This window comes from Streptomyces sp. NPDC088817 (assembly GCF_044750345.1).
Lineage (GTDB): Bacteria > Actinomycetota > Actinomycetes > Streptomycetales > Streptomycetaceae > Streptomyces.
In genome coordinates this window covers 64,849-89,010 of sequence record NZ_JBIVJN010000006.1, presented here as the reverse complement: position 1 = coordinate 89,010, position 24,162 = coordinate 64,849, and the positions used below count along the sequence as shown (strand labels likewise).

At 71.6% G+C, this 24,162-nt stretch carries 20 protein-coding genes; 13 read left to right on the top strand and 7 right to left on the bottom strand.

Annotated elements, in window-relative coordinates:
- Positions 1-41: 41 nt before the first annotated feature.
- The 5 genes from ACIP4X_RS12990 to ACIP4X_RS12970 all read left to right on the top strand — a co-directional run bounded on the left by ACIP4X_RS12990 (position 42) and on the right by ACIP4X_RS12970 (position 10,166).
- A complete protein-coding gene (locus tag ACIP4X_RS12990) occupies positions 42-1,613 on the top strand; it encodes a TIGR02677 family protein (protein ID WP_358738274.1) in 1,572 nt (523 codons plus the stop codon).
- A complete protein-coding gene (locus ACIP4X_RS12985; protein ID WP_358738276.1) occupies positions 1,613-2,842 on the top strand; it encodes a TIGR02678 family protein in 1,230 nt (409 codons plus the stop codon). Before ACIP4X_RS12990 ends, ACIP4X_RS12985 begins: the two co-directional genes overlap by 1 nt.
- Positions 2,839-6,954: a TIGR02680 family protein gene (locus ACIP4X_RS12980; RefSeq protein ID WP_358738277.1), complete on the top strand. Its 4,116-nt coding sequence runs from the start codon at positions 2,839-2,841 to the stop codon at positions 6,952-6,954. Before ACIP4X_RS12985 ends, ACIP4X_RS12980 begins: the two co-directional genes overlap by 4 nt.
- Positions 6,945-8,243, top strand: a complete 1,299-nt coding sequence (locus ACIP4X_RS12975) for a TIGR02679 family protein (protein WP_358738279.1) — start codon at positions 6,945-6,947, stop codon at positions 8,241-8,243. The genes ACIP4X_RS12980 and ACIP4X_RS12975 overlap by 10 nt, the downstream gene beginning before the upstream one ends.
- A gap of 402 nt (positions 8,244-8,645) precedes the next feature.
- Positions 8,646-10,166 (top strand): MDR family MFS transporter, encoded by a 1,521-nt coding sequence (locus tag ACIP4X_RS12970; RefSeq protein ID WP_358738280.1) that lies wholly within the window; start codon positions 8,646-8,648, stop codon positions 10,164-10,166.
- A gap of 794 nt (positions 10,167-10,960) precedes the next feature.
- Here the strand turns inward: ACIP4X_RS12970 and ACIP4X_RS12965 are convergent.
- The gene (locus ACIP4X_RS12965) at positions 10,961-11,284 is read right to left on the bottom strand and encodes a hypothetical protein (RefSeq protein WP_401348188.1); all 324 of its coding nucleotides are present in this window, start codon (positions 11,282-11,284) and stop codon (positions 10,961-10,963) included.
- Between the two features lie 152 nt (positions 11,285-11,436).
- On the opposite strand from ACIP4X_RS12965, the gene ACIP4X_RS12960 reads away from it, so the two are divergent.
- Positions 11,437-12,240, top strand: a complete 804-nt coding sequence (locus tag ACIP4X_RS12960) for a maleylpyruvate isomerase family mycothiol-dependent enzyme (protein ID WP_391454802.1) — start codon at positions 11,437-11,439, stop codon at positions 12,238-12,240.
- Positions 12,241-12,332: 92 nt separating this feature from the next.
- Here the strand turns inward: ACIP4X_RS12960 and ACIP4X_RS12955 are convergent, their stop codons facing one another.
- The gene (locus tag ACIP4X_RS12955) at positions 12,333-12,482 is read right to left on the bottom strand and encodes a hypothetical protein (protein WP_358732768.1); all 150 of its coding nucleotides are present in this window, start codon (positions 12,480-12,482) and stop codon (positions 12,333-12,335) included.
- A 101-nt stretch (positions 12,483-12,583) separates the two neighbouring features.
- Here ACIP4X_RS12955 and ACIP4X_RS12950 point away from each other — a divergent pair, with 101 nt between their 5' ends.
- The 3 genes from ACIP4X_RS12950 to ACIP4X_RS12940 are packed head-to-tail and all read left to right on the top strand — an operon-like array spanning position 12,584 to position 14,630.
- The gene (locus tag ACIP4X_RS12950) at positions 12,584-12,736 is read left to right on the top strand and encodes a hypothetical protein (RefSeq protein ID WP_358732770.1); all 153 of its coding nucleotides are present in this window, start codon (positions 12,584-12,586) and stop codon (positions 12,734-12,736) included.
- Between the two features lie 35 nt (positions 12,737-12,771).
- Complete coding sequence (locus tag ACIP4X_RS12945) at positions 12,772-14,403, top strand: protein kinase domain-containing protein (RefSeq protein WP_391454801.1); 1,632 nt, start codon at positions 12,772-12,774, stop codon at positions 14,401-14,403.
- 26 nt (positions 14,404-14,429) lie between these two features.
- On the top strand, positions 14,430-14,630 hold the full coding sequence (locus ACIP4X_RS12940) for a hypothetical protein (protein ID WP_358732773.1): 201 nt from the start codon (positions 14,430-14,432) through the stop codon (positions 14,628-14,630).
- Between the two features lie 180 nt (positions 14,631-14,810).
- On the opposite strand, the gene ACIP4X_RS12935 is transcribed toward ACIP4X_RS12940, so the two are convergent.
- A complete protein-coding gene (locus ACIP4X_RS12935) occupies positions 14,811-16,736 on the bottom strand; it encodes a tetratricopeptide repeat protein (RefSeq protein WP_391454800.1) in 1,926 nt (641 codons plus the stop codon).
- Positions 16,737-17,098: 362 nt separating this feature from the next.
- On the bottom strand, positions 17,099-17,731 hold the full coding sequence (locus tag ACIP4X_RS12930) for a hypothetical protein (RefSeq protein ID WP_391454799.1): 633 nt from the start codon (positions 17,729-17,731) through the stop codon (positions 17,099-17,101).
- A gap of 353 nt (positions 17,732-18,084) precedes the next feature.
- Between ACIP4X_RS12930 and ACIP4X_RS12925 the strand changes: the two genes are divergently transcribed.
- Positions 18,085-18,318 (top strand): hypothetical protein, encoded by a 234-nt coding sequence (locus ACIP4X_RS12925; RefSeq protein ID WP_391454798.1) that lies wholly within the window; start codon positions 18,085-18,087, stop codon positions 18,316-18,318.
- Positions 18,319-18,340: 22 nt separating this feature from the next.
- Here ACIP4X_RS12925 and ACIP4X_RS12920 read toward each other — a convergent pair whose 3' ends face one another.
- Positions 18,341-19,084: a class I SAM-dependent methyltransferase gene (locus tag ACIP4X_RS12920; RefSeq protein ID WP_358732780.1), complete on the bottom strand. Its 744-nt coding sequence runs from the start codon at positions 19,082-19,084 to the stop codon at positions 18,341-18,343.
- Between the two features lie 84 nt (positions 19,085-19,168).
- Positions 19,169-19,564 carry a DUF5997 family protein gene (locus tag ACIP4X_RS12915; protein WP_358732782.1) on the bottom strand — a complete coding sequence of 132 codons (396 nt, stop codon included), beginning with the start codon at positions 19,562-19,564 and terminating at the stop codon, positions 19,169-19,171.
- A gap of 58 nt (positions 19,565-19,622) precedes the next feature.
- On the opposite strand from ACIP4X_RS12915, the gene ACIP4X_RS12910 reads away from it, so the two are divergent.
- The gene (locus ACIP4X_RS12910) at positions 19,623-20,507 is read left to right on the top strand and encodes a LysR family substrate-binding domain-containing protein (protein ID WP_358732784.1); all 885 of its coding nucleotides are present in this window, start codon (positions 19,623-19,625) and stop codon (positions 20,505-20,507) included.
- Positions 20,508-20,673: 166 nt separating this feature from the next.
- On the opposite strand, the gene ACIP4X_RS12905 is transcribed toward ACIP4X_RS12910, so the two are convergent.
- Positions 20,674-21,150 carry an Lrp/AsnC family transcriptional regulator gene (locus ACIP4X_RS12905; protein ID WP_358732786.1) on the bottom strand — a complete coding sequence of 159 codons (477 nt, stop codon included), beginning with the start codon at positions 21,148-21,150 and terminating at the stop codon, positions 20,674-20,676.
- 284 nt (positions 21,151-21,434) lie between these two features.
- On the opposite strand from ACIP4X_RS12905, the gene ACIP4X_RS12900 reads away from it, so the two are divergent.
- Entirely contained in the window at positions 21,435-22,940 is a 1,506-nt protein-coding gene (locus ACIP4X_RS12900; protein WP_358733036.1) for an FUSC family protein, read from the top strand.
- A 144-nt stretch (positions 22,941-23,084) separates the two neighbouring features.
- Positions 23,085-24,119, top strand: coding sequence for a lactonase family protein (locus ACIP4X_RS12895; RefSeq protein WP_358732788.1), 1,035 nt, complete (start codon positions 23,085-23,087; stop codon positions 24,117-24,119).
- Positions 24,120-24,162: the final 43 nt, after the last annotated feature.

Here is a 24,162-nt window from a genome sequence, read left to right as displayed (position 1 = left end):
CCCTGCCGGCGCGGGCGGCGTCTGGGGGAGAATGGCCGGTGATGACCGTCACCGCTTCCCCCGCCTCGGCCGTTCCGGATCCCGAGTCGGCGGGCTTCGGCCCCTTCGCTCACCTTTCCGTTCCGAACACCCCGCTCTACCGCCAGGTGATGCGGGTGTTCCTGACGGCCAAGGAACGGTTCGCGGTCCATCTGCGTCCTGAGGACGTGCACGCCGCGCTGCCTGAGGACATCCGCCCCGCAGAGTTGGAGACCGTCGTCGGCGCACTCGACAAGCTCGTCGGCTGGCGCAATCTGCGGGCGGACCCGGACACCGCCCGCGTGACGGCGGTCGAGGACTTCTACCGGAAGCGGTTCATCTACCAGCTCACGCGGGAGGGTGAGGCCGCGGAGGAGGCCCTGTCCGCCTACGACGAGGCGCTCGGGCGCCGCGGAGCGCTCCAGGCCGTCGCGCTGCACGACATCGTCACCCAGTTGCGTGCCCTCCTCGTCCTGGCGGCCGAGGAAGAGCCCGATCCCGCCAAGGCGCACCTGGCGCTGGACGCCCTGGCCAGCCGCTTCGCGGCGCTCGCCGACAACGCCCGGGCCTTCATGGGCTCGCTCCAGCGGACCATCGACCTGCACGACATCGAGGAGGAGGTCTTCCTCGCGTACAAGGACCGACTCATCCAATACCTGGAGCGGTTCATCCAGGACCTGATCACGCTGGGCGGGCGCATCGCCCGGCTGATCCTGGAGCTGGAGGAGGACGGAAGGGCGGAGCCCCTGCTGCGGGCCGCCGCCGGTCGGGAGGCCGCCGACGCCTCGCCGGAAGAGGCCGAGTACGCCGAGAACGAAGCCTTCGAGCGGTGGGCCGCGCGCTGGGCCGGGCTCGGCGCGTGGTTCATCAGCAGGGACGGGCGTGAGTCGCAGGCCCGGCTCCTGCGCGGCCGGGCACTCGGTGCGATTCCGCAGCTCCTGGCCGTTGTACGGGCGTTGAACGAGCGCCGGTCGGGGCGTTCGGACCGGTCCGCGGACTTCCGTACCCTGGCCCGCTGGTTCGCCGAGGCACCGGACGACGACGCCCGGCACCGGCTGTGGCGGGCCGCCTTCGGCCTCTATCCGGCCCGGCACCTCACCGTCGATGCCGACACCCTCCACGCCCGTGCGGCGCGGCCCGTCCCGGCTACCACCTCGTGGGCCGAGGCCGAGCCACTGCGCATCAGCCCTCAACTGCGTCGCACCGGCAGCTACGAGCGGCGCGGCAAGCCCCGCAAGGTGGAGGACCGGGAGGAGCGGCGGCGCGCGCTCGCCGAGATGGCCGCCAAGCAGGCCGCCGAGACCGCCGCCGCCCGCGCCCGGCTCGTCACCGACGGCGTCACGCGCCTGTCCGACCTCGGCGAACTGGACCCGGCATCCTTCGGTCAGTTTCTCCAGCTGCTCGGAGACGCGTTGGCCACGTGGCGGCCCGGCATGCGGCACACCGTGGCCACCAGCAACGACGGCTCCATGGAGATCAGACTCACCGCGGTCACCGACGCCACCACCGCTGAGGTCCGTACGTCCGGCGGAGTCTTCCGGGGCCCGGACCACTTCATCGAGATCGTCGACCTGACGGACGGAGACGCCGGCTGATGACCACACCGCTCGCCGAGGTCCTGGACGGCCAGCACGCCGCCGACCTGCGCAGGGCGGCACGTGCCCTGCTGGGGCAGCCGCTGCTGCTCGCGCGGGGCCGGCATGCCGACGAGTTCCGCCTTGTCCGCCGGCACGCCTCCGAACTGAGGGAGTGGTTCGACCGCAACACGGGCTGGGCCCTTCAGGTGGACGCCGAGGCCGCCCGGCTGCGCAAGGTCCCCGGGGTCCTCACCGACCCCACCCACCCCGCGCGGGACGCGACCCGTGGCGCCACGCCCTTCACCCGCCGCCGCTACGTGCTGCTCTGCCTCGCCCTGGCCGCCCTCGAACGCGGTGAGACGCAGATCGCGCTGGGACGCCTCGCCGACCAGATCGTCCTCGACGCCGCCGACCCCCGGCTCACCGAGGCGGGGATCTCCTTCGCCATGGAGCGCCGCGACGAGCGTCTCGACCTCGCCGCCGTCGTACGGCTTCTGCTCGCCCTCGGTGTGCTGCGGCGTGTCGCGGGCGAGGAGGAGGCGTACGTCAGCGGGGCGGGCGACGCGTTGTACGACGTGGAACGCCGGATCCTGGCCGGCCTCCTCGCCACCCGGCGGGGCCCCTCCACCGTGCGGGCGGACAACCTCGACGACCGGCTCGCCGAACTCGTCGAGGAAACCGCCCTGGACAGCGACGAGCTGCGCTTCCGCGCGATGCGGCGCGCACTGACCCGGCGTCTGCTCGACGACCCGGTGGTGTACTACGACGAGTTGACCGACGCCGAACTGAGCTACCTCACGCGGCAGCGCGGCTTCCTCACCGCCCGGATCAGCCAGCTGACCGGACTCGTCGCCGAGGTGCGTGCCGAGGGGATCGCCATGGTCGACCCGGACGATGACCTGACCGACGTCCGCATGCCCGAACAGGGCACGCACGGCCACGTCACCCTTCTGCTCGCCGCGCACCTCGCAGCCGCCGAGGGCCCGGTCACCCTCGACGCACTGGCCCTTCGTGTCCGCGAACTCGCCGCCGAGCACGGTGGTTTCTGGTCGAAGTCCGCACGGGAGCCGGGCATGGAGACCGAGCTCGTCGAACAGGCCGTCTCCCGGCTCACGGCCCTGGGCCTGGCCTCCCGTACGTCCCAGGGGATCGTGGCCCGCCCCGCCCTCGCCCGGTACGCGGTCGGCGAGACCGTCATACGCGAGCCCGGCTCCGCTCAACCCTCGCAGCGAAAGGCCGCCCCGTGACCCGCCTCCCCGCCCCCCGGCGCTCCCGCTGGCAGCCCCTGCGTGTCGGACTCGTCGACCTGTTCCACTACGACGTCGAGGAGTTCCACTTCCGGGACGGGCGGCTGCTGCTCCGGGGCAACAACGGCACCGGCAAGTCCAAGGTGCTCGCTCTGACGCTGCCGTTCCTGCTCGACGGCGACCTCAGCCCGCGCCGCGTCGAACCCGACGGCGACCCGGGCAAGCGGATGGAGTGGAACCTCCTGCTCGGCGACGAACACCCGCATTCCGAGCGGCTCGGCTACACCTGGATCGAGTTCGGCCGCTGCGACGACACGACCGGCGAGCAGCACTTCCGCACGCTGCTGTGCGGGCTCAAGGCCGTCCGCGGCCGGGGCATCGCCCGCCACTGGTACGCCGTCACCCGCCAGCGCGTCGACCACGGCTCCCCCGTGCGAGCCGAGACGCCCCTCCGGCTGCTCGACGCCACCGGAACGGCCCTGTCCCGGGACCGCCTCGCCGAGGCCGTCGCCGGGCACGGAATGGTGTATGACCAGGCCAAGACGTATCGCAGGGCCGTCGACGAGACACTCTTCGGACTCGGTGAGCAGCGTTACGCGGCCCTGGTCGATCTGCTCATCCAGCTCCGCCAGCCCCAGCTGTCCAAGCGCCCCAACGAGGCGGCTCTCTCCCGGGCCCTCACGGAGGCGCTCCCGCCGATGGACCAGGCCGTCATCGCCGATGTCGCCGAGGCGTTCCGCTCCCTGGACGAGGAGAAGGAGGAACTCGTCGCCGCGTCCGCGGCCGAACGGGCCGCCTCCGCTTTCCTGGAGCACTACCGGCGCTACGCCCGGATCGCCACCCGCCGTCGGGCCCGCGTTCCGCGGGGCGAACACTCCCGCTACGAGCGCGTGCAACGGGACCTCTCCGACGCGCAGGAGCGGCGGAGCCGCGCCGAGGAGACGCGGACGGCGGCCGAGGAGCAGATCACCTCCCTGGCAAAGACCGCGGAACGTCTGCGCGCCCAGGAGAAGGCCCTGCGAGAGGCGCCCGAGATGCGTGATGCCCGGGAGCTGGAACACGCCGCGATGGAGGCGGCCCGTACGGCCCAGACGGCCCACCAGGTCCGAGGCGACCGCCGGCAGGCCCAGGAACTCCACACCAAGGCGCTCGGACGGCTCGGCACCGCCCAGAACAGACTGAACGCCGCCCGGCTGCAGGCCGAGAGCGCCTCCGCCCTGGCGCGGGAGCACGCCGCCGCCGCGCAGGTCACCCTGCTGCCGGACGACGACCGGCCCGAGTCTGAATCGCGGCGCGCGGCTGAGGACGCCATGGGCCGCGCTCAGCGGGCTCTGGGCCACGTCGAGGGTCTGGCCGAGACCGCCGAGCGGGCCGCCGACGCGTACCGCCGGACGGTGGGCCGCCTCGACGAGGCCGAGAACGATCTCGCCCAGGCCGCCGAGACACACGGAGAGGCGGAGGAGGCCGCCGCCCGCGCCGGACAGGCCCTCCTGGACGACGTGCGTGAACGCGCCGCCACCTGGAGCGAGTTGGCCTACGCCGACGAGCCCGGCCTCCTCGACGAACTCCAGAATTGGACCCATCGCCTCGAAGGCCCGTACCCGGCGCGCGCCCACGCCACCCGGGCGCACGCGGTCCGTTCGGCGGCTCTCGCCGACCAGGCCGCCGAGGCCACCCGGAGGTCCTCGGAGCTGGCCGAGCGCACCGAGGAGGTCCGGCGCGAGCTCGCCGAGCTGGAGAACGGCGGCAGCCGCGGACCGCGAACCCCGCACACCCGCACCCCCGGACTGCGCGAACACCTGCCCGGCGCCCCCCTCTGGCGGCTGGTCGACTTCCGCGACGAACTGTCCGAACTCGATCGGGCGGGCCTCGAAGCGGCACTCGAAGCCTCTGGTCTGCTCGACGCCTGGGTGCTGCCCGACGGCTCCGCTCTCGCCGTGGACGGGCATGGGGTCCTGCTGTCCCCCTTGGTCGGACCGGTGAGCGGTCCCTCGCTGGCCCAAGTGCTGCGCCCGGCCGTGGACCCCGGCGACCGGCAGGCCATGGCTGTGGGCGACGAGACGATGACCAGGCTTCTCGCCGCCATCGGCCTCGGCGACGGGGCAGGAGCCGGCACGTGGGCGGCGCACGACGGGCGCTTCCGCGTCGGCGCGCTCATCGGCCGGTGGTCCAAGCCCGCCGCCGTCTACATCGGTGAGGGCGCGCGCGAGGCGGCACGCAGGGCTCGAATCGCCGAGCTCGGAAGCGAACTCATCGTTCTCCGCGAGGAGTCGGAAGCCGTCATGGTCCGTGCTGAGGCGATCACCGTCCGCCGCCACACGCTCGACGCCGAACTCGCCGACGTCCCCGACGAGTCGCCGCTGGCGCGGGCCCACGCGCTCGTGAGCGCCGCCGCCGAGACCGTGCGCAAAGCCCGCACGCGGTGCGCGGAGCGCGCCGCCGGCGTCACCGAGGCCGCGGCGCGCGCCGAGCGGGCAGCCGCCGAACTCGCTGAGACCGCAGCCGACCTGGGACTGCCCGCGGACCGGCCCGGCCTCGCCTCCGTACGCCGCGCCCTCGGGTCCCTCGCAACCGCTCTGGCCGCGTTGTGGCCGGCCCTGCGCGCACGCGGCGAGGCCGCACGCCAGGTGGACGACGAGCGCGCCGAAGCGGCCCAAGCCGAGCAGCGGGCCGGCGACCTGGCCCGGCGCGCGGAGGAAGCCGAGCGCGAGGCGACCGCAGCGGACGCCCGCCACGCCACCTTGCGCTCCACCGTCGGCGCCGCCGTCGCCGAGCTCGAACGGCGACTCGCCGAGACCACCGAGGGACAGCGTGCCTGTGAGGCACAGCAGAACACCGCCCGGCGTCGCCATGCCGAGGCGGACCGGGAGGCGGGCCGGGCCGAGGGACGGATCGAACAGATGGAGAAGGACCTTGCGGAAGCCGCCGAGGCGCGCGCGGACGCCGTCGCGGCGCTCCAGCGCTTCACGACCACCGGTCTCATCACCGTGGCCCTGCCCGACCTCCAGGTTCCCGCCACGGACGACGGCCGCTGGGCGGCCAGCCCCGCCATCGCGCTCGCCCGCGCCATCGAGGCAGGCCTGTCGTCGGTCGACGACACGGAAGCCGCCTGGGAGCGCGTCCAGCGCAGGCTCAGCGAGGAACTCAAGACCCTGCAGGACACCCTGTCCCGGCACGGACACAGCGCGTCCGCCCGCATGGTCGAGGACGGCATGGTCGTCGACATCGTCTACCAGGGCCGCGAGCGCGCCGTGCCCGAACTCGCCGATGCGCTCAGCGCTGAGGTCGGCGAACTCACCCGCATCCTGTCCGCCCACGAAAGGGAGATCCTCGAAACCCACCTGATCACCGAAGTCGCCGGCACCCTCCAGGAACTCATCGGCGCGGCCGAGCGGCAGGTGCGGGACATGAACACCGAGTTGGAGGACCGCCCCACCTCCACCGGCATGAGACTCCGTCTGATGTGGCGGGCCTCCCGCAAGGCCCCGCCCGGACTCGCCCAGGCCCGCGAACGGCTGCGTCAGTCCGCCGACGCCTGGACGCCGGAGGACCGCGCGGCGGTGGGCGAGTTCCTCCAGGCGCAGATCGCCCGTCAGCAGACCGACGACACCTCCGGCAGCTGGCTGGAACACCTCACAGCCGCCCTCGACTACCGGACCTGGCACGAATTCGGCGTTGAACGCCACCAGCACGGGCGCTGGGTCCCGGCCACAGGCCCCGCCTCCGGCGGCGAACGCGTTCTCGCCGTGTCCGTACCACTGTTCGCCGCCGCCTCCTCGCACTACGCGAGCGCCGGCAGTCCGTACGCACCCCGCCTGGTCACCCTCGACGAGGCGTTCGCGGGAGTGGACGACGACTCGCGCGCCAAGTGCCTGGGACTACTGAGCGCCTTCGACCTCGACGTGGTCATGACCAGCGAACGCGAATGGGCCTGCTACCCGCAGGTCCCCGGCATCGCCATTGCCCAGCTGTCGCGCACCGACGAGGTGGCGGCGGTGCTCGTGACCCGCTGGGAATGGGACGGCACGAGGCGGCACCGCCGCGAGGACCCCGTGCGGCATCCGGCACCGGAGGCGGTCGGCCGGCCGGAGCGGGAGCCACAGTGGAGCTGACGCACGACGGGGACGGAGCGCTGGGCGCCGTACCGGAGCGGGGCGCCGGCGCCACGGTCGACGTGCCCCGACTGCGCCGCCTCCTGGGCGCGCCGCAACTCGAGTGGCTAGTCGACCGGGTACGCGGTCGGCTCGCGGCGGACCAACCTCTCACCGGCCCCGTCTCCCTGGCCCGTCCCACACCCGCCCAGAGGACCGCCGCCGAGCGGCTGCTCGCCCGAGCCCCCGGCAGTGGCCGCTCCCTCACCGTACGGCTGGAGGCGGTCGACGCCGTGCTGCGCCGATCGGGCATCAGCCCCGACGGCCTCGCCGCCGCCGTCACGGCGCTCACCGGCCCCGTCACCCCGCTCGCCCAGGCCAGGGCGAAGGAGGACGCTGCTTGGGAACGGGCGTATGCACCCCTCGAGGCGCTCGTCCGGGACCGGCCCGAGCTCGCCGCCTGGGCCGCGAGGGTGCGGGCCGACGGCCTCGCCCGGCGCCTGGGCCGCACCCCCGACGCAGTGCACACCCTGCTCACAGGAGTTTGCGCCGCACTTCGCGCACTTCCGGCCGACCCCGTCGTCTCGCTGGCTGCTTTCGCCGCCCAGGTCCTCGGCTCGGCCCACGCTTTGGACGACGGCACCCCGCAGGCCACTCTCACGCTGTCCGGGATCCGCGCCCTGACCGGGTTCGCCGACGGCAGCGGCGCCGAATGGCGGCGTGACGCGTGGGCGTCGGCGGGGCTGTTGAAGGACGCACTGTCCTCGACGGTCCTTACGTTGAACCTGCGAGGAACCTCCGCCCTCGATTGGATGGCCGACGAGGGCGAACCAGCCGTCCTGACGCTCCGCCAACTCACCCGACGGCCACCCTTCGTCACCTCCCGCGCGGTGTGGGTCTGCGAGAACCCGGCCGTCCTCGCTGCGGCGGCGGACGCCCTTGGGCCTGCCTGCCCGCCCCTGGTCTGTCTCCAAGGCCAGCCATCGGCCGCGGCGCTCGCCCTGCTGCGCCACCTGCACGGGAAAGGAGCGGCCCTGCGCTATCACGGCGACTTCGACTGGGGCGGGCTCCAGATCGCCAGCGCCCTGCTGCGACGCGTCCCGTGGCGTCCCTGGCGGTACACCGCCGCCGATTATCGCGCGGCCCTCGCCGGAAGCGCCTCGGAGTTCCCGCCCAGCCCCCTCACGGGCCCCCCGACCTGGACGCCCTGGGACCCCGGCCTTGCCGCGGCCCTCGCCGAAGCCGGCGTCCGGGTCGAGGAGGAGCGAGAACTGGACCTCCTGCTGTCCGACCTGAGGGGACGGCCCTGAAACCGGGTGTCCGGGATGGCACGTAGGCTGGGGTTGTCCTAACGGAGGTTGGTGGACACGGCCGTCGCGGCGGCCTCGGCGGGATCCGGCTGCTCCCACTCCCTCTCGTCCCGGCTGCACACACCCGGCTACGGCAGCTTGCCGACCAGGCCGGGTCCGTGCGCCGGCTGCCGACCCGTACCTTCGTGATCGGATCACGCAGGTCATCAGTCGATGCCCCCCAGGGCGCGATGTGCACCACGCTTTAATTCGAGGGTGATCCACTCGGCGATGAGGCACACTCAGGCGGCCGATGAGTTCTGGTGCGCCCGCCGGTCTGTATCGGTGCGACTACCGACCATCCAGTCCGGCGACCCTCGGCTACGGGGCGACTGCGACCAGGAACCCCAGTGAGGTGCTGTCATGTCAGCTGCGATTCCGGAACGACCAACCGCTGCGGAGGCGGGCGGCGGCACACCTATTGTGGTGCGGCTGCTGGTACTGGCCACGTTCGTGGTGATCCTCAACGAGACCATCATGATCAACGCGATCCCGCGGCTGATGGATTCATTGCACATCACCGAGCAGTCGGCGCAATGGTTGTCCACCGCGTTCATGCTCACCATGGCTGCGGTGATTCCAGTCACGGGATGGTTCTTGCAGCGGGTCACTACCCGGAGGGCGTACGCGCTTGCGATGGGCACCTTCCTCGTGGGTACCGTCGTGTCGGCCGTCGCCCCGGCCTTCGCGGTGCTGCTGGCGGGCCGCGTCGTTCAGGCCGCAGGCACGGCCGTGATGATGCCGCTGTTGATGACCACGTTGATGACCGTGGTGCCTGCGCAGAACCGCGGCAAGGTGATGGGCAACGTCACCCTGGCGATGTCGGTGGCCCCCGCGCTCGGGCCCGCCGTGTCCGGGGTCATCCTGCAGGCCGGCTCCTGGCGGCTGCTGTTCGTGGTCGTGCTGCCGATCGCGGCCGGGGTGACCCTGTTCGGGCTGCGCAAGCTGGAGAACGTCGGTGAGCAGCAGGCGAGTTCCATCGACTGGTTCAGCGTCTGCGTCGCGGCGCTCGGCTTCGGCGGGCTGGTGTACGGCCTGAGCCTGGTCGGTGAGAGCGACCGCAGGACGCTCGGCATCGGCATCGCCGCCGCCGGTATCGCGGCCATCGCGGTTTTCGCGCTCCGTCAGCTCAGGCTGCAGCGCGACGGTACGCCGCTGATGGACCTGCGCACTCTCCGGTACGGCACCTTCACCCTGTCCCTGGCCCTGATGGCCATCGGCTTCCTGACGATGCTCGGCTCGATGATTCTGCTGCCGCTGTATCTTCAGAACGTGCGCGGCCTCAGCCCGCTCGAAACCGGCCTGCTGGTCATGCCAGGTGGTCTGGCCATGGGCCTGCTGGGACCGGCCGTCGGAAAGGCGTTCGACCGGTTCGGCAGCCGGACGCTGGTGCTGCCCGGCTCGATCGGCATCGCGCTCGCCCTCGCCGGGTATGCGCAGATTGCGATGACGACGCCGTACTGGCAGATTCTGGGGCTGCACGTGCTGCTGATGGTGGGCCTGGCGGCGACGTTCACCCCGGTCTTCGCCCTCGGCATGGGCGCGCTGCCCTCGCACTTGTACTCCCACGGCAGCTCGATTCTGGGAACGCTGCAGCAGGTCGCCGCGGCGTTCGGCACCGCGCTGATGGTGACCGTGATGTCGTCGCGCACCAGCAGCCAGATCGCCGATGGTGTCGCCGCCGTGCCCGCCCAGGTGAGCGGTATGAAACTGGGCTTCGGCGTCGCGGCAGCCCTCGCCGTGGTGACGATCGCGATCGCGGCGAAACTGCCGCAGCGGGTCGCGGGCACCGACACCCCCGCCGATGCCCTCGCCCATGCCGACGCGGGCCCGCCCGCGGACGGGAATCCCGACCTCGATGAGCGGGGCACCGTCAAGGCGTAGAGGTCCTGACTCACCCCCTCCGACTGCGCACCGATCGCGCTGCCGCCCGGCGACAACGTCCGGGCGGGAGCGCGGTCGTATTCAGCGCCGGCTCATGACCGCGAACCGGCCAGGACGTTCACGCAAGGCCAGGCAGCGATGCCCACCCGCCTGGGGCGAGCTGCTTGTTCTTCTCGACCTTGGGGATCGCGAGGGAGCTGCCGCCGTTCTCCGCGCTGTCGATGCCGCCCTTCTTCCACTGCGGCAGTGCGCGACGCGCCGGTCGCCTGCGGCGGACTTGACGCCCGAGGTGCAGCTCGCGGGCATACAGGCGCCCATAGTGAGCGTGTCGATGCTGCCGGGATTGGGATGTGGCCAGTCCTTGATGGCGTTGACAACGAGCCCGCCCCACGAGGTCCTTGTTCGACCTTCATGGCTACGCCTCAGCGCAGCTCGCCAGGTATCGAGACGGTTGCCCTAACGGAGGTTGGCGGACACCAACAAGGACAATCCGAACCGGCAGGTGCGACTGAGCTTCCTGGGCTGATGCGTGTGACGGAACAGTGGCGTCGAATCCCGGCCGCACCGAATGTCGCTTGGCCCGTGCCTTAACAGCCGCCTACCTGGCGCGAAGGGTATCTCTGCAGGTCAGGAGGCTGGTCGCGGTTGGCCTCGGGGGGCGTCGCGGGGGCTCTGGGAGAAGATGTAACCGCGGCCGTGGCCGTCCTCATCCTGGGCGCAAGCGGGGGCCCGTAGGACCTTGTCGAGTCGTTCGTTACGCGAGTCAGAGGATGTCACCGTGCGATCGTCAGTCTTCACGTGCAGTGCGGTGGCGAGAGAAATCCGAGTCTGGTGTCACAACCGCACTGGAATCGATCATCTAGAGAACCTTGAGCAGGCGTTCCGCCAAGACGGATGCCGAGGGCAGGGTTCTGTCCGGTGAACAGGTTGCGATCCACCACCGTGTAGGGCTTCCACATCTCGCCCTTGGTGAAGTCGACGCCCATTTCGACGAGTTCGTTCTCGACCGTCCACCTGGCCCTCTTGGGGAGTCCTACTGCTTCCTCTTCGTCGTTCGTGAATGCGGTGACCTGGTAGCCGGTGAACGGTGACTTGCCGTGAATCCTGGTCGACAGCATCGCTCGGCTGCAGTTGGCAGTGGTCAACGGCCTGGGCCGGGCAGACGTGACAGTGATGTATCGGATGTCCCGTCAGGCGCCGGAAGCGTGACACCGGCGGGCGGCTCGTGCGGTGGCCCGCCGCGAGGAGTCGGCGTGGAAGGAAGAGGCTGATGAGTCGAGAGGGTGTCGCCTCGGCGCGGCGCAGCAGCGAGCAGCTGTCGGAGATCGTACCTCTGGTAGACGACCGCGGGTGGGAGTCTCCGTCGGCCTGCGCGGGCTGGCGCGTCATCGACGTACTCGCTCACCTCGGCGCCCTCGCCCATGAGGCCGTCGACCCTCCCGCCCCGGATCCGTCGTGGCCCAAGAACCGCGAGCGTTACCACGACATGAGGGTCGACGAGCGCCGCGGCCGGAGCCACGCCGAGGTGATCGAGGAGTGGCGTCGCTTCACCCCTCGGCAGCTGGAGATCCTGGAGGCGGGACAGCAGGTGCCGCAGGCGGACGAGCCAGTGCTGGTACCGGGCCTGGGTACCTATCCCCGGCACCTGTTGGCGAACACCATGGCATTCAACGTCCTGTGCCACCTGCGCTACGACATGCTCGAACCCGGCGGTCCGCTTCCCTTCGCGGTCCCTCCGCCCGACGACGAGCTGGTGGCGCCGGCGGTCGAGTTCATGCTCGCCGGCATCCCGCAGATGCAGGGGGCCGAACTCACCGCCACTGTCAGCCGGCCGCTCGTACTCGAGTTCACCGGACCGGGCGCCACGACCGCCACCATCGTTCCCGCCGACGGACCGGACGGCCTGCTGACGGTGGAGCCAGGTGCCGCGGACGGCGCCGCAGCCCGGATCCACAGCACGGCGACCGACTTCATCGCGTGGGGCACGACCCGGACCGCGTGGCGCGACCACTGCCGGATCACCGGCGAGGCAGCCACCGCGGAACCGTTCCTGGACTGCCTCAACATCGTGTGAGGAAGGCTCTGGGCCGCATCCTGTGTATTGATCTTTCAGGTGCTCTCGCGACGCCCGGGTACGTTGGGTTGTCTGATCCCTGCATCTCGCCGTCAGCGACGTGTGTAGGGGACCACGAGCACCGCCGAGGCGAAGGCTCGCCGCTTGATCTCCTGCAGGGTCCGGGCAGGTGGCGTGCTGCGCTGCCGTCCGCCGTTGTTGCCGTCACTGCCGGCGGCGGCGACGTCGTGCGAGCACTGCATAATGCCCGGCCGCCACGTCAGCAGTTCGTGTCGCTTGGGGCGTGCACGCTTCGTGTTCGCTCTCCTCTGCGGAGGCGGTCCGGCCGTATGGATCCCACCCCGTGACCACATGGATGGAGGCCGTGCCGCGGACCAGTGTCGTGGACTTGCCGAGCAACTGGGTGGCCGGTCCCACCTTCGAGCGGTCCTCGCCGCGCAGACGGCGGGAGAGACGTGCCCGGATGCAGGCGTCCGCACTCCTGGTGCGTGAGTAAGGCGACACTCTCCGTGCCCGCTTGGTCGAACTGGGGTGCTGATAGCCTGCTTCGATCTTGGAAATGCGACCCGTCGGTGTGCGCCGGCGGTCAGGCTACCGCGCGGTCGCTGCCCTTCACCGGGCGGTAGCTCATCGCGCGAACGAGAGGAACCCTGGTGCCCCTGGCCTGGCAGGGTTCGGTCCTGGCAGTCCACTTGGAGGGCGTTCAGCGTGCTGTTGGCGGCTCGGTACCAGCTCGAGGAGCTTCTCGGCCGAGGGGGGATGGGCGAGGTCTGGCTCGCGCGAGACGAGGTTCTTGGCCGTCAGGTCGCGGTCAAGCTGCTCCTGGCCGGCGGCATCGACCCGTCGGCCGCGGCCCGCTTCCGGCAGGAGGCCCAGACGACCGCTCGCCTGAGCCACCCCAACATCGTCGCCATTTTCGACTTCGGGCAGGCCGACGACCGTCTGTACCTGGTCATGGAAATGGCCCAGGGGTGCAGCCTGGCCGACCGGTTGGCCTCGGCGGGGGCGCTCGCGCCGCGCGAGGTGGCCTCCATCGGCGGCCAGATCGCCTCAGGCCTGGCCGCCGCACACCGGCAGAACGTCATCCACCGCGACATCAAGCCCGCCAACCTGCTGATCGCCCCCGATGGCACGGTCAAGGTGGTGGACTTCGGTATCGCCCGTCTTGCCGACGACACGGCGGCCGGGCTCACCAGTGCGGGCATGATCGTGGGAAGCGTCTCCTACCTCGCTCCGGAACGAGCCCTTGGAAAGGACGCCGGCCCGGCCTCCGACATGTACGCGCTCGGCTGCGTCCTGTACGAGCTCCTTGTGGGATACCCGCCCTTCCGCGCGGACACCCCGACCGCGCTGCTCTATCAGCACGTCCAGGAGCTGCCCGCGCCGCCGCGCAGTATGGGGGCAGAGCTTCCGGCGGAGCTCGAACAACTCATCCTTGTGCTGCTCGCCAAGGAACCGGAAGCGCGCCCCGACGCCGAACAGGTCGCAGACTGGCTGTCCGCTCCGGGAAGGTGGCGCGCGGCCGCGACGGAACAGCCCACACCACCGCCGTCCTCACGACCGGCCGCCGCGGTGGGGCGCACGGCTGTGCTGCCGACTCCTGCCACACGACGATCCCGAAGGCGTGACTCCCGGTCGCGCACGCGCACGGTCGCCATTTCGGGACTCGCAGCGGCCGCCCTCGCGACCGTGGGATATCTCCTCTTCCAGCCGGACTCCGCACAGGTGGCCGCTGCGGACTCCCCTGCCGCGACCCAGGGAGCAACGCCGTCCACCACCGTCCCTGCTTCTTCGTCGCCTTCTGCTTCGCCTCCGCCGAGCCCGTACGCGGCCTCGGGCGTCGCGGTCGACACGCCCGCAGCGTTGTCGAACGACCCCGGGGTACTGCTTGGCCAGGTGTCCCAGGAACTGAACACTGCCACCCTCGAGGGCCGGCTCGACCCGCACCTCGCCGACGATCTGGAACACAAAGTCTCCCAAGCCCAGGACAAACTGGCTGAGGGCAGACGGAAAGAGAAGGACAAGACCAAGGACGTACGCAAACGGGTCCGCGACATCCGGCACAAGCTCGCCGACGCCGAGAAGCACCAGGAGTTCACCAGTACCCCCGAGCTCGACCGGCTCCTCGATCACCTCGCGTCCCTGGTCGGGGAAACCGACTAGGAGGCAATCCGTGAAAGGGGAACCGAATGCGCATGCGACGAATCCTCGCCGCCGTCATCGCCACGGCAGCCCTCGCCGGACTCGGCCTCACAGGCGCCGCCACGGCCGCCGCACAGGGTGCCCCATCCGACGTCACCCCTTCTGAGTGCGAGCAGGGCGGCGGAACGCCCGTTCTGATGAACAGCACCTGCAAGGGCGGTACGCACGACGGGGAGAGGCTCGACTGAACCCCACAAGGCGCCCCGCAGCCACGCGCCACGAGCCGCTCCCGCGCGAGCGTAGCCGGGAGAGGCGCAGGGACTGTGCCGGCCCATCGGGCAAGCTAGGTCTCCAGGATCGTTCCCGGGGCCGTGCCGCCGATTCTCCACACCATGCGTTGGCGCCGGCGACCTGTTGACCTTCTCCTGCTATTGGAAATCGGCTTTGGCACTCGCAGCCATTACATGTGCTCGCCATGAGCCGGACCGCTCGGCCAGGGTTGCCAGACGCTGAACGCTGTCCTCCCACGCCGCACGGTAGGCATCATCGTGGGCGGTAAGGCGCCGGTATGCCCCGGCCGCCACGAAGCAGGCTCCCGCGGCAGCCGCTGGATCAGGCTCATACGCTCCTGCCGTTTCGACCAGATGTTCCGCGATCGCGCACATCCACTCTGCGAGCGACTCCAACTGATCGACCGTCACACCCTCCAGCTCCAGCGCGAAGGACGCCCAGCGCAGGCACTCTGCGAGGTCCCCTCGTACGTTCAGGTACAGGTCGCACAGCCGGAACACGGCATCAGGGTGGCCGGCCCCCGCGGCACGGGTCCACCACGCGACAGCGGCTTCGACGTCGTGCCGCCCCCAGTGGAGCAGTCCGAGGTGGTACGCGGCGTGGACCTCACCTGACGCCGCGGTCGCTCCGGTTCGGTGGGTGCTCGCCGCATCGGGCCCCGACGTCCGAGTGACCCCCTGTGCCGGCGTGCCCAAACGTTCGGCGGCACGCTCCAACAACTGCTCCCCTTGCCCGACTTGCCCTTCACGCACGAGCAGCAACCCCAGATAGAAGCTTCCATCCGCACTGCCCGCGTCGGCTGCCTTGCGCCACCATCGCTTCGCCCCTGTTTGATCGCCGGCTTCGTGGCAGCGGAAGCCCACGTGCACGGCCGCCTGTACGTCACCCCGCTCGGCCGCCCGTGTGAACAGTTCCTCGGCCTCGAGCAGCCTGCCCTGGCGTTCGTAGAGGACCGCGAGGTTGTAATCCGCGTTCGGAGTGCCGTGCTCGCCGGCGAGCCGCCACAGTTCCTCGGCCTGTGCCTCGTCCCCTCGCTGCGACACCAGGACGCCAAGACCCACAGCCGCCGCCCAGTCACCGACGTCCATCGCCCGGCGGTACCAGCGCTCGGCTGTGTCGGTATCGCCGTGCAGCAGGGCGAGCATGCCGAGGTTGTTGTACGCGGCGGGGACACGGCGGGCTGCGGCCTTCTCGTACCAGAGCACCGCATCATCGTGGTCTCCCCGGTCCTGTGAGAGCTTTCCCAGCAGATAGGCGGCCTGCCCGCTGCCTGCCTCAGCCGCCGCCCGGTAGGCCTCGGCGGCACCGTGAAGGTCTCCGGCACGCGCCAGACCGGCGGCGCGCCGGATGGCCTCTGCGGCGTCGGGCGGCTCCCGGTCCGGGTCAGGCCGCGACGGCATCGACATGAATCCCTCGCCGTCCTGCGAGGTGTGGCCGGTCAGCTCGAAGAACCGCACCTCCGTCGATTCGGCGGCCCGCTGTCTGTCCGGATCCCCTGGGTCGTAGTGGTCGGGGTAGAGCTGGTGCACGGGCTGGGGCACCGGTGCGGCGTGAGGGCTGAAGAGTGAGAAGCCCGTAGAGGCGGTGACCGTGAGTTCCCACCAGGGCCGCCAGAGGCGCCCCGCACAATCGATCTCCGCCGTCAGCCGCCACCGCACCCACCGCCCGTCCTCCGTCACCGGTGCGCAGGTGAGGGTGGCACTCCCACCTGGGGCGACAGTCAGCGGCAGAACGGGATCCGCACCAAGTTCCGCCGGCTCGGTGACGGGTGAGCGGTCCAGGAAGATCGCGACATCGGGACTGCGCAGGGGCCGGTATGCCCGGACCGCGCGTTGGACGGACTCCAGCAGATCGGAGCTCAGGACGATATCGGGCATCCGTGACCGGGCGAGCGAGGAGCCGTCTGCCAGCAGGGGCAGACGGTCCGTCACCTCGGCCCGCAGTGAGCGCAGAACGATCTCGTCCTCCCCTGTGGCGGTCAGGGAGACAAGCAGGTTGTGCCCGGTCAGAGGTATGTTGATCGCCTCGGAGTTACCCAGCAGCCCCGGCGAGGCGATGTGCATGAGCTGACTGTGCACGGCGGCCCGCACCACGAACGGGGGCCCGTCCGGCAGCCCTTGTACGGGTACGGGGCGGATGGGGCGTGTCATGTCGTAGAGGGCCCGTGCCGGGCTGGGATCCCGTTCGGGTGCGCCCTCCGTTTCCGGGAGTTCCTTCGCCGTGCGCACGGGGTCCGTCGCCGGGCCGGGTCGCCGCCGCCGGTGTCGCACCATCGCCACGAGCGCGGAAAGCGCTGATACGGCGGTCACCGCGAGGTAGGGCGCCCATGCGTGCACTCCCGTCGCGGCGAGGACGGCGCCGCCGACCATGGCGGGGAGTGCCGCGCCCAGGATGACAGTGCCGACACGGCGCCAGGCCTTGGCCATCAGACACCGCCCAGTTGACGTCCGGCAGTACGGAACGCGTGACCCTGGAGGTCGACGCGGGTACTGCCCCGGCGGCCCGCGGACGTCCAGTCCAACCACAGCACCCACTGCACGAGGGCGTGCTCGGTGCTGACGAGGAGGTCGAAGATCTCGGACTCGTCCGCGGCGATTCGGTAAGGGAAGTCACTCTCGCCCAAGGCGCGCACCTCCGGTGGGTCGGCGTCGAGGGAAGCCTCGAAATGCCGCACCGGAACTTCGGCCGCGTGTCTGGTGAGATTCCCCGGGAACTCTTCGCGGGACAAGACCTCCGCGCGCACCCCCATCAGCACCACGGCCGAAGGCCCCATCGAGGTCACGACGATCCGGACTGTATGCCCGGCGGCCGGGACGTCGACGACGCGGTCGCCGAGGTCGAGTGTGACGTAGTCGTGGTTCCTGATCTCGGCGGTGACGGCAAGTGGGGGACTTTCCGCCACCTCCCTCCTGGCCCTGCGCCGGGCCAGGGTGCCCTGGAGATGTCTGGGTGCTTCCTGACCGAGGTACGCGGCCGCGGCGGCCGCCAACACACCGGCTCCCCAGCCCAGCGTCTGCCCCGGTTGCCACAGCAGTGCGAGGCCTGCGACCGCGGCCACCCCTCCGCCGCCTCCGCCCCACACAAGGACGCGACGTCGCCTGTCGGCTACCGGCATATGTCCCCCGTTCCGCCCACCGGACCCGCCGGCCTCCGGCTCGCACCGTTCCGGGCTCCATGTCCTGAATCGACCATATAGTCAACTACCCTGCCCGTAAGCCCGGTTACCGCATGCGCGCCAACCGCTCTCCCGTCTCAATGACAGCACCGCAGATCTGCCGTGAATCGTCCTTTCCGTACTTGGGGCAGGACAGCTCCGGCGCCTCGTCCCGGCTGCCGGCACCGCGGTCGGCCGCTCGATGTCAGTGGGCCCTGTCAGGGTGGCGTGTATTCCACAGAACGGGGGAGTGGCGCATGATCGAGCAGGTGGCCCGCCGCATGGCCGAACAGGTCGACCTCGCGGACCTTCGCTATCTCGCCCTCGGCCGGCAGCAGTGGGCCACGCTGCTCGACCACGGCACGGTTCCGCCCGCACTGGCCGCCATCAGCATCGTGGGAGACGACGTCACCTACGACGACGCCCTCGCCCTGGCCTCCCGTGCCGGCCTGGACACCGGCGACGCTCTCCGCGTCGCCGGCAGCCTCTGAGGAGTACAGGAGGCGGCGCGGCTCAAGCAGGCTTGCGCCAGACGGAGATGTGCTTCGCGGAGTCGTCGGTGAACGGCGTCCCGTCCCAGTCGCCGACGCGCCGATCCAGTTCGAGGCCCGCGATCCGCGCCATCAGGTCGAGTTCCGCCGGCCACGCGTACCGGTGCCGTGAGTCGGTGCGGCGGTAGCGGCCGTCGTCCTCGCCGTCACGGCTGAAGTGGTGCGAGACGAGGATCTGCTCGACGAGGTCGAAGGTGTCGAAGCCGAGATGCCGGTCGGAGACGTCGAACGGCACCGCGACCTGCCCCGGCGGCAGGAAGCGCAGCGGCGGCACGCCCAGCTCGATGACGAACCGACCGCCGGGCGCCAGATGGCGCGCGGCGTTGCGGAAGCACTCGACCTGCTCGTCCTGGGTGAGCAGGTTCGTGATCGTGTTGTAGACGAGGTAGACCAGGGTGAACTCGCCGGGGACGCTGGTCGTGGCCATGTCCCCGAGGGCGACCGGGAGCCTGTCCTCGTCGATCTTGCGCCGCAGCACCGCCGCCATGTGCTCGGACAGCTCGATGCCCACCACGGGCACTCCGCGTTCCCGGAGCGGGACGCCGACGCGTCCGGTCCCGATGGCGAACTCCAACGCCCGCCCGTCCCCGGCGAGTTCGGCGAGGAAGTCGAGAGTCGGTCCGAGGAAGGAGGCCGAGGACCTCTCGGCCTCCCCGGCGTCGTAGCGTTCGGCGGTTTCGCGGCTCCACAGTTCGCTGCTCGTCACGGGCGGTCACTCTGCCCGGCGGGGCGGGACGCTGTCCACGCGTTTTCCCGCCCCGGCCCCGTCGGCAGGCCAGTGGCCCGGGTGTTACTCCGTGTCCTGCTCGGCGCGTTCGGCGTCGCGCTGCTTCAGGCGTGCCGTCTCCTTGCGCACCTCGGCCTGCGTGGCGCGCTCCTTCGCCAGCCACTCGGGCTGCTCCTGCTTCAGCGCCTCGATCTGCTCGGTGGTCAGCGCCTCGCTGACCCCGCCGCGCGCGAGACCGGAGATGGAGACGCCCAGCTTGGCCGCGACCACGGGGCGGGGGTGGGGACCGTCGCGTCGCAGTTCCCGCAGCCACTCGGGCGGATCGGCCTGGAGCTCGTTGAGCTCGGCACGCGAGACGACGCCCTCCTGGAACTCGGCGGGCGTGGCGGGGAGGTACACACCCAGCTTCTTCGCCGCGGTGGCGGGCTTCATCGTCTGGGCGGTCTGGTGCGACTTCATGGTGTCCAGACTATCGACCGCGGACGAGGGGGCCGACCACGCCGGGTAACCTGGCGGCGTGACCGGCTCGGATGCATCTCCCTCGTTCCGGCTCGCGTACGTCCCCGGGGCGACGCCCGCCAAGTGGGCGCGCATCTGGAACGAGCGCCTGCCCGACGTCCCCCTCGACCTCGTCCAGGTTCCGGCCGCCGAGGCGGCCGACGCGCTGCGCGGGGGCGCGGCGGACGCGGGGCTCGTACGCCTGCCGGTGGACCGTACGTACTTCAGCGCGATCCCCCTGTACACCGAGACCACGGTGGTGATCGTCCCCAAGGACCATCTGGTGACGGCCGTGGACGAGGTGTCCGTGGCGGACCTGGCCGACGAGGTCGTCCTCCACCCGCTCGACGACGTCCTCGGCTGGGAGCGGCCGCCCGGCGAGGAGGCCTTCGAGCGGCCCGCCACCACGGCCGACGCCGTCGAGCTGGTGGCGGCCGGAGTGGGGCTGCTCGTCGTCCCCCAGTCGCTGGCCCGCCTCCACCACCGCAGGGACCTCACCTACCGGCCGGTCGCCGACGCCCCCCAGTCGGGCATCGCGCTGTGCTGGCCGGAGGAGGCGCACACCGACCTGGTGGAGCACTTCATCGGGATCGTGCGCGGCCGGACCGTCAACAGCACCCGGGGTCGAGCCCAGGCCTCGTCCGAGGAGCAGTCGGGGCGCAAGGACCGGCGTACCGAGACGGCGGATCCCCGCCGCAAGCCCGCCACCGGCGGAAAGACCGGAGGAAAGACCGGGGGAGCGGCCGGCGGCAAGGCGGGCGGCCGTACGGGCCAGGCGGCAGGCCGCTCCGGCCGGACGACCGGCCGTGCAGGCGGCCCTGCGGCCCGCAACCGGCGCGGTGGCTCGGGTGGCTCGGGCGGCGGCAGGAGCGGCGGGCGGGGCAGGCCGGGCCGCGGGGCGTAGCCGCCTCCGCGCCAGCGCCCCCGCGTCGCTGCTCCCGTCACCCCCGGTCAGTCACCTCGCGGCGCGTCCCCCCGGGTCAGTCGCCCCGCGGGGTCAGTCACACCCCGAACCACGCAAGCGCCCCGCTCCGCAGCCCCGAACCACGCCCCGGCTTCACACTCCCGAGTCATGCCCGCACACCGCGGCCGATCGACTCCACCAGCGGCAGCAGCCGGAACGGGACCCGCTCGCGCAGCGCCACCTCGGTGCGGGTGCGCACCACGCCCGGCAGGCTGATGAGCTTCTGGATGACGTCCTCCAGATGGGCGTTGTCGCGCGCCACGACACGGGTGAGCAGGTCGCCTCCGCCGGTGATGGAGAACGCCTCGACGATCTCCGGTACGGCGGCCAGCGCGTCCCCGACGTCGTCCAGATGGCCCTGGGTGACCTCGATGTGCACGAACGCCAGGACCGGGTGGCCGAGCGCGACGGGGGAGAGGGCCGGACCGGTGCCGGTGATCACGCCGTCCCGTTCGAGGCGGTCGAGGCGGGCCTGAAGCGTGCCCCGTGCGACCCCGAGGATGCGGGCGCACTCACGCACGCTGGTGCGCGGCTGCTCCAGAAGCAGCCGCAGAATGCGGGTGTCGAGTTCGTCCACGGCCATGACGACGGGGGTCTCCTCCCAGATCGGTGATCGACCGCCGACTGTACCAATGGCTCACCAGAACCTCGTCTGACTGGGCCAGCGCTCGTGGTCCATTGGCCCGCTGTCAGCGTGTTGATCATGTGTCCGAATGTGCCAACGGCTCAGTGATGCCCGGTTCGCTTGAGCCAGGGGTGCAGGGGATGCTCTCATGGACACGTCGACGGCGCTGCGGATCCCCGCGGCGCCTTTCTCATGCCGGTGTCGCACCGGCGTTCCTGTCTTCCAGGGGGCGGTAAGCAGTGCTGCTGAAGAGGGTGTTCGTGGCTCCGGACCCGGGGCGGACGCGGCTGCGTTTCGCCGCCAGGGCCGTCCTCGGTATCGGCCTGGCGGTCGCCGTCTGCGGGCTGGCCGGACACTCGCTGCCGGGTGCCGTCACCGGCGGGCTCGCCGCGCTGCTCGCCCTGTTCACCGTCACCGACCCCACGGTGCGCGGACAGCTCGTCACCACCCTGCTGCTGCCGGTCGCCGGCCTGCCCGTGCTCGCCGTCGCGGCCGCGCTCCACGACCACCCGACGGCACGCGACCTCGCCTTCCTCGCAGTGGTCGGCGCGGGCGTGTACGCGCGCCGCCGGGGTCCGCGCGGCCACAGCCTCGGCGTATTCGCGTTCATGACCTTCTTCGTGGCCCAGTTCCTGCACACCAGGACCGGGCAACTGCCCGAGGTGTCCACCGCCGTCCTGCTGTCCGTGCTCACGGCGGCGGTGGTGCGCTTCGGCGTCTGGTGCTACGAGCGCCGGCTGCCCGCCGCGGCGGCTCCCGCCGGACTGGGCGGACGCGGACTGGACCGGGTGACGACCCGGCAGGCCGTGCAGGCGACCGCGGGCGCCTGCTTCGCGCTCGTCGTGGGCCAGCTGGTGTCCGGCGACCGCTGGTACTGGGCCGTCGGCGCCACCTGGTGGGTGTTCGTGAACACCGCCTCGCGCGGCGAGACCCTGGTCCGCGGCTTCCGCAGGGTCCTCGGCACGATGCTCGGCATCGGCCTGGCCGCCCTGGTCGTCGTCCCGCTGCACGGGGCCGCGCTCCCCACCGCCGTCCTGGTCGCCGTCTGCGTCTTCGGCATCTTCTACACGGCCGCCGTGTCCTACACCTGGATGATGCTCTGCGTGACCGTGCTCGCCACGTCGCTCTACGGCCTGCTCGGCGTCCTCGTGCCCGGGATGCTCGCCCTGCGGCTCGGCGAGACGGCCGTCGGCGCGCTCGGTGCCTGGCTGGCCGTGCTGTTCGTACTGCCCGTCACCACGCACGCCGTCACAGACGCCTGGATCCAGCGGGCCCTGCGCTGTGTCCACGCGTGCACGGCCGAGGCCGCGGCCCGGCTGGCCGGCACCGTCGGCGCCGACCCGGCCCCTCGCGTGACCGAACTGGAGCAGCTGCTCGGCCGGGTGCGGCTCTCCGTCGCCCCGCTCGTGCACCCGCTGAACCCGATGCGCGGCCGCAGGCGGCGCGCCCGGCAGGTGCTCGCCCTGCTCGACGACTGCGCCCGAGAGATCCGCGGCCTCGTCGCCGTCGCCGCCGATCCGGAAGCCTCCCACGACGAACGGCTGGCCGCCGCGTGCCGCCGCGTGGAGACCGCGGTGGAGGCCCTCATCGACGACGGCGCCCACACCGTTCCGCGGGCCGCCCCCGCCCACCCCCGGCCGACGGCCGCGGAAGCCGCCCTCACCCACCTCCACGCCCTGGAACACGCCCTGGCGGAACTGGCCACGCCACTGCGCGCGCCGTCGGGCTCGCCACTGGTGGGTGCGTGACGCCGACGGGCACCGTGATGCCGGCTGACACCGTGACACCGATGGCACCGGCGGCACGCCGCGGGCCACGCCGCGACTTGGTCTAGACCGAACGGGGCCGACTGCTACCGTCGCTCGGACGGGACGACCGAGAGGGGACCAGTGGTGGCACACGGCGGTAGGCGGCGGGCGTTCATCGGGTCGTTCACGGCGGCGGGAGGCCCCGGGGTCGTCACCGCGGCGGTGTCCGAGGAGGACGGGGCACTGACCGTGCTCAGCGGCGTCGACGGCGTCCTCGACCCCTCGTACCTGGCCCTGTCCCGCGACGGCGGCACGCTCTACGCGGTGAGCGAGACGGCCGAGGGCGCCGTGGCGGCCTACCGCGTGAAGGGCGAGACGGTCGAGCTGACCGGGCCGCCGGTGAGCGTCGGAGGCAGCGGCCCCACCCACCTGAGTCTGATGGACGGGCACGTCCTGACGGCCAACTACGGTTCCGGCAGCGTCAGCGCCGTTCCCGTCCGCGCCGACGGGCGCCTCGCCCCGGCCGCGTCGGACGTGCTGCGGCACACGGGCTCGGGCCCGCACGAGCGCCGCCAGCGCGGTCCGCACGCCCATCAGGTGCAGCCGGACCCGAGCGGCGGCTGGGCCGTCAGTGTGGACCTCGGCACCGACTCGGTCCGGGTGTGCACGCTGACGGACGGGCGGCTCGCCGTGCACCGGGAGATCGCGCTGCGGCCCGGCTCAGGACCCCGCCACCTGGCGTTCCATCCGGACGGCGGATACGCCTACGTCGTCAACGAACTGAGACCCACCGTCACGGTCTGCCGCTGGGACGCCGCCGAGGGCTCGCTCAAGCCCCTGACCGAGAATCCGGTCCTGCCGGACGCCCCGGCCGGCGACGCGTACCCCTCGGGCATCGTGGTGGCGCCGGACGGCCGGTTCCTGTGGACCGCGACGCGCGGCGAGGACGTCCTGTCCGTGTTCGCGGTCGAGGCGGACGGGGAGCGGCTGCGGCTGGTCGGGTGTGTACCGTGCGGAGGCCACTGGCCCCGGGCGCTGACCTTCTCCGACGGCTTCCTGTACGTCGCCAACGAGCGCTCCGGGAACGTGACCTGGTTCGCCGTGGACGAGGTGACGGGACTGCCCGCGAGGGCCGGCAAGGTCGCGGTCGCTGCGGCGTCCTGCGTGGTCTTCGACTGAACGCACGCCCGCCAGGACGACACGAACGACACGGGCGGCACGG